The 4,806-nt window shown below is 65.2% G+C and carries 4 protein-coding genes and 2 pseudogenes; all 6 read left to right on the forward strand.

Going from position 1 to position 4,806, the window contains the following annotated elements; all coding sequences use genetic code 11:
- Positions 1 to 315: pseudogene (locus tag YO9_RS19155) on the forward strand (3-hydroxyacyl-CoA dehydrogenase NAD-binding domain-containing protein); the annotation flags it as partial.
- The gene (locus YO9_RS0115060; RefSeq protein ID WP_262925722.1) at positions 315 to 1,361 is read left to right on the forward strand and encodes a 3-hydroxyacyl-CoA dehydrogenase family protein; all 1,047 of its coding nucleotides are present in this window, start codon (positions 315 to 317) and stop codon (positions 1,359 to 1,361) included. The pseudogene YO9_RS19155 and the gene YO9_RS0115060, both read left to right, overlap by 1 nt.
- Positions 1,362 to 1,407: 46 nt before the next feature.
- Positions 1,408 to 2,646, forward strand: coding sequence for an acyl-CoA dehydrogenase family protein (locus YO9_RS0115065; RefSeq protein ID WP_016998227.1), 1,239 nt, complete (start codon positions 1,408 to 1,410; stop codon positions 2,644 to 2,646).
- 21 nt (positions 2,647 to 2,667) lie between these two features.
- Entirely contained in the window at positions 2,668 to 2,973 is a 306-nt protein-coding gene (locus tag YO9_RS0115070; RefSeq protein ID WP_031273445.1) for an AMP-binding protein, read from the forward strand.
- 23 nt (positions 2,974 to 2,996) lie between these two features.
- Positions 2,997 to 3,635: pseudogene (locus YO9_RS20230) on the forward strand (AMP-binding protein); the annotation flags it as partial.
- Between the two features lie 149 nt (positions 3,636 to 3,784).
- On the forward strand, positions 3,785 to 4,423 hold the full coding sequence (locus tag YO9_RS20235; RefSeq protein WP_262925721.1) for an AMP-binding enzyme: 639 nt from the start codon (positions 3,785 to 3,787) through the stop codon (positions 4,421 to 4,423).
- Positions 4,424 to 4,806 lie beyond the last annotated feature (383 nt).

The following is a 4,806-nucleotide window of genomic DNA, read 5'->3' on the forward strand; positions in this document are numbered from 1 at the left end:
GCGAAGGCCGAGCGCGCGTGGCACGGTGCCGCCCCCGGTCCGGTGGCGGCTATCGATCTGGTCGGCCGCGCTCGTACGGATTCCCGACACGCCAACGCGGCCGCCGCGGTCCAGCTGTTCTCCACAGTGGTCCAGAGCGACGCCGCCAAGGCCTCCCTCTACGCGTTCGAGCTGGTCACCGCCCGACGCCGCGAGGCCGCCAACGTGCCGGACGCCCCCGTGCGCCCCATTCGCAAGGCCGCGGTCATCGGTGCCGGTCTGATGGCGGGCCAGCTCGCGAGCTTGATCGCTCAGGCGCCCAGATTCCCGTGGTGATGACCGACCTGGACGACGAGCGCCTGGCCACCGGCGTGCAGCGCACTCGTGACCGCTTCACGGCCCAGGCCGAGAAGGGCCGCATGAGCCCCGAGCAAGCCGAGAAGTTGGGCTCCCTGATCACCGGCGCGGAATCGCCGGAGGACCTGGCGGACGCGGACTTCGTGATCGAGGCAGTGTTCGAAGAACTCGAGGTCAAGAAGAAGGTCTTCGCCCAGTGGGAGCCGGTGCTGCGCGATGACGCGATCCTGGCCACCAACACCTCCTCCCTGTCCGTCACCGCGATGGGTGAAGACCTGAAGCACCCCGAACGGCTCGTGGGTTTCCACGTGTTCAACCCGGTGGAGGTCACCCCGTTGCTCGAGATCGTGGCCGCAGAATCCACCGATGATTCCACCCTGGCCACCGCCTTCGACCTCGCGGCCAAACTGCGCCGGATCGCCGTACTCGTCAAGGACGCCCCGAGCTTCGTGGTCAACCGCGTGCTGACCCGCATGTACGACGAGATCGGCCGCGCCATCGACGCCGGCGGCGACCCCAAGACCGTGGACCAGGCACTGGCTCCCATGGGTCTCCCCATGGCACCGCTCCAGCTGCTGGACTTCGTGGGCCCCGCGGTACTCGTGCACATCACCCACACGATGCACGATGCCTACCCCGACCGCTTCACCCTGTCCCCGTGGCTGGACGCCGTGGCCGAAGCGGGCCTCACCAACGTGCTCCCCAAGCGCGGCGAAGAATCCGACACCTACCTCACCCCGCAGGCCGAGCAGGCCAGGGAACGCACGCAAGGTGAGCGAGCGGCGTCGTCGGCGGGGGACGACGGCGCCAACGGCCAGCTGCTCACGCGCGTCCAGGACGCGCTCGCGGACGAGATCGGGCACATGCTCGACGAGGGCGTGGTGGCCTCCGCGCGGGACGTGGACCTGTGCATGATCCTGGGCGCCAACTACCCGTTCCACCTGGGCGGCATCACCCCGTACCTGGATCGTTGCGGCGCTTCCGAGCGCGTGCGCGGACAGCGCTTCGACGCGGCCCAGAACTGACTCACCCCACCGAGAACCATTCAGAATTCACGAAAGAGATCACATCATGTCGCAGCAGCCCACCACCGATCAGGACCTGTTCCCACAGGGCACGGTCGAACCCGAATACTCACTCAATGACGTGCTCGACACGGATGCCGCCGGTGTCTATGCGGACGTCACCGACGAGGACCGCGCCCACTGGATGCGCGCCCGCGCGTTCGTGCAGGACGAGCTGCTGGGCGTGATCCATGAGTACTGGGATCGCGGTGAATACCCGCTGGACCTGGTGGCGCGCATGGGCGAACTGGATCTCTTGCGCGACGGTGTGAGCGTGACCGGTTACGCGCCCATGTCCAAGATGGCGGCCGGTCTGGTGGCCATGGAACTCTCGCGCGGTGATGGCTCCATCTCCACGGTGAGTGGCGTGCAGGGCGGGTTGGCCATGCGCTCGATCGCCATGTGCGGCAACGATGAGCAGCGGGAGCGCTGGCTGCCCGACATGGCCTCCGGCAAACTGCTGGGTTCCTTCGCTCTGACCGAGCCCACCCACGGCTCCGACTCGATCGGCCTGGAAACCCGCGCCACCCCCGTTGAGGGCGGTTTCATCCTCAACGGTGAGAAGAAGTGGATCGGCAACGGCTCGATGGGCGGCATCACCGTGGTGTGGGCCCGCAACGACGTCACCAATGCGGTGCAGGGTTTCGTGGTTCCGCAGGAGTCCGAGGGTTACAGCGGCACAACCATTCGCGGCAAGCTGGCCCTGCGCGCCATCCACCAGGCTCATATCCGCATGGAGAACGTATTCGTTCCCACCGAGAACGTGTTGCCGGGCGCCGGTTCCTTCCGCGATACCGCTTCCGTGCTGTTCGCAACGCGTATTGGGGTGGCCTGGGCCGCTGTGGGCCAGGCCGTGGCCTGCTATGAAACCGCGGTGCAGTACGCGGCGCAGCGTGAGCAGTTCGGCCGGCCGTTGGGCGCGTCGCAGATCGTCCAGGAGCGCCTGGCGCGCATGCTCAGCGAGCTGACCTCCATGCAGACGCTCGTGATGGCCATGGCCCGCAAGGAAGAAGCGGGAACCCTCACCGGGCCCGAGGCTTCGCTGGCCAAGTACACCGCGACCCGCACCGCCCGTCGTGTTGCAGCCAACGCGCGCGACCTTTTGGGTGGCAACGGCATCCTGGTGGAAAATCGTGTTGCGCGTCACTTTGCGGATGTCGAAGCCCTGCACACCTACGAGGGCACCGAAACGGTCCAGGCGCTCATCATCGGCAAGTCCATCACCGGTTTCTCGGCCTACAACTAAGCCCCACTTACAGGAGCACCCATGTACGCGAACGCACAGCCCCTGTCCCCGTTGCGCTTCATCGAGCGCAGCGCGGAAGTCTTTCCCCAGCGAGAAGCCATTGTCTACGGCAACCAATCGTGGACGTACCAGGAGTTCGAGCGAGACGTTCGGCGGTTCGCCACCGCGCTGCTGCCGCACCTTCCGTCGGCTTCCGCTTCGAATGACGACGCCGCGGCGTCAGGTGACGTTGCAGGCACGGGTGATCGGGCGGTGCGGCAGCTTCCCATGAAGACCCGGCACAAGGTGAGGCTGAGAGCGGGGAGTACCTGGGTGCGGAACAGCTGACACGGTCCCTGCCCACGGTGGCCGTGATTGCACCCAATCTGCCGGCGCTACTACTGGCCCACTACGCGGTCCCCGCCGCGGGTGCTGTCCTGGTCCCGTTGAACCCGCGGCTGTCCACGCGCGAGCTCGACTACATCCTGGACCACAGCGAGGCCAGTGTGGTCATCGCGGACTCCTCTGTACTGGACACCGTGATCTCTGCTCTTGACGGTAAGGAAGGCATCACCCTGGTCCAGCTGCCCGATGAGCAGGCCGGTATCGAGCCGGTGCGGGACCACTCGTACGGCGAGATCCCTACGTTCGACGAGTTCATCGATGTGGAGCCTCTGGAAGTGGGCGACGCGGCGTCGTCGTCGGGCGAACGGGGCGTGAGCTACAAGGTGGCGGACGAGAACTCGCCCATCACGTTGAACTACACGTCCGGGACCACCGGGCGGCCCAAGGGTGTGCTGTACGGGCACCGCGGGGCGTACTTGAACAGCCTGGGCGAGGTGTTCCACAACGGCTTCGACGGTGCGACCCGCTACCTATGGACGCTGCCGATGTTCCACTGCAACGGCTGGTGCACCACCTGGGCGGTGACTGCGGCCGGCGGTACTCACGTGTGTTTGCGCGCTGTGCGGCCGGACGCGATCTGGGACGCGTTCGACAACCAGGGCATCACGCACTTGTGTGGCGCTCCGGCCGTGTGCTCGATCATCGTGGACGCAGACGAAGCGCACTCACTCGATAACCCCATCCGCATCACCACGCGGGAGCTCCGCCGGCGCCGAGCATCATCGAGCGCCTGGAGGACGCCGGATTCGGCATCGTGCACGTGTACGGGCTCACTGAGGTCTTCGGCCCCATCACCATTTGCGAACCGCAAGAGGCGTGGAAGGACCTTTCGCCGAAGGATCGTGCTCAGCAGATGTCACGTCAGGGTGTGGGCATGGTGCAGACGGAATCCGCACGGATCGTGGACACCGAAATGAACGATGTACCCGCTGACGGCGAGACGCTGGGTGAAGTGGTGCTGCGCGGAAACAACGTGATGATCGGGTACTACAAGGACCCGGAAGCTACGGAGAAGGCCTTCTTCGGTGGTTGGTTCCACACCGGTGACCTGGGCGTCATGCACCCGAACGGGTACATCCAGCTGCGCGACCGTGCCAAGGACATCATCATTTCCGGTGGCGAGAACATCTCCTCCATCGAGGTGGAGCAGGCCCTGTACTCCCACCCGGACGTGATCGACGTGGCCGTGATCGGCATCCCGCATGAGAAGTGGGGTGAGCGACCGGTGGCTCACGTGGTGCGCTCGGCTGGGTCCTCGGTGACCGAGGACGAGCTGCGGGAGCACGTCCGTGAACGCTTGAGCGGGTTCAAGGTGCCGGACACCGTCTCCTTCAGTGACGAGTTGCCGCGTACTGCCACGGGCAAGGTGCGGAAGAACCTGCTGCGAGAGTAATGAGAACTGCACTGGGTCAGGCGTTTCCGCGTTGGTTACTCGCGGCTGAACCGAGGCTTGTCGTGCGGCCAGCGTCGAAAACGAGTGACCCAGGCCACTTATAACACAGCTCCGGCTACCGCTTTGCGCGGTGGCCGGAGTCTGTGTAAAGTATTCCGAGTCGCCGCAAGGACGGACAAGCGAGAAATCGCCTTCCCGGTACCGCCGACAGCCCCATCCACTTCCTGAGCTTCGCTCTGACGTGAACGCCAGTTTGCGAAAAGGAAAACGGATGGATAAGCTGGAGAGGTTGCCGCAAGGGACAGCGAAGAGCTTCCGAATCTAGCGGCAAGACCAACCGACAAAAAGACCTTCGGGTTTCTTGTGTGGTTTGTTGTTTGTCA

It is taken from the genome of Kocuria atrinae C3-8, from assembly GCF_000286355.1.
Taxonomy (GTDB): Bacteria; Actinomycetota; Actinomycetes; order Actinomycetales; family Micrococcaceae; genus Kocuria; species Kocuria atrinae_A.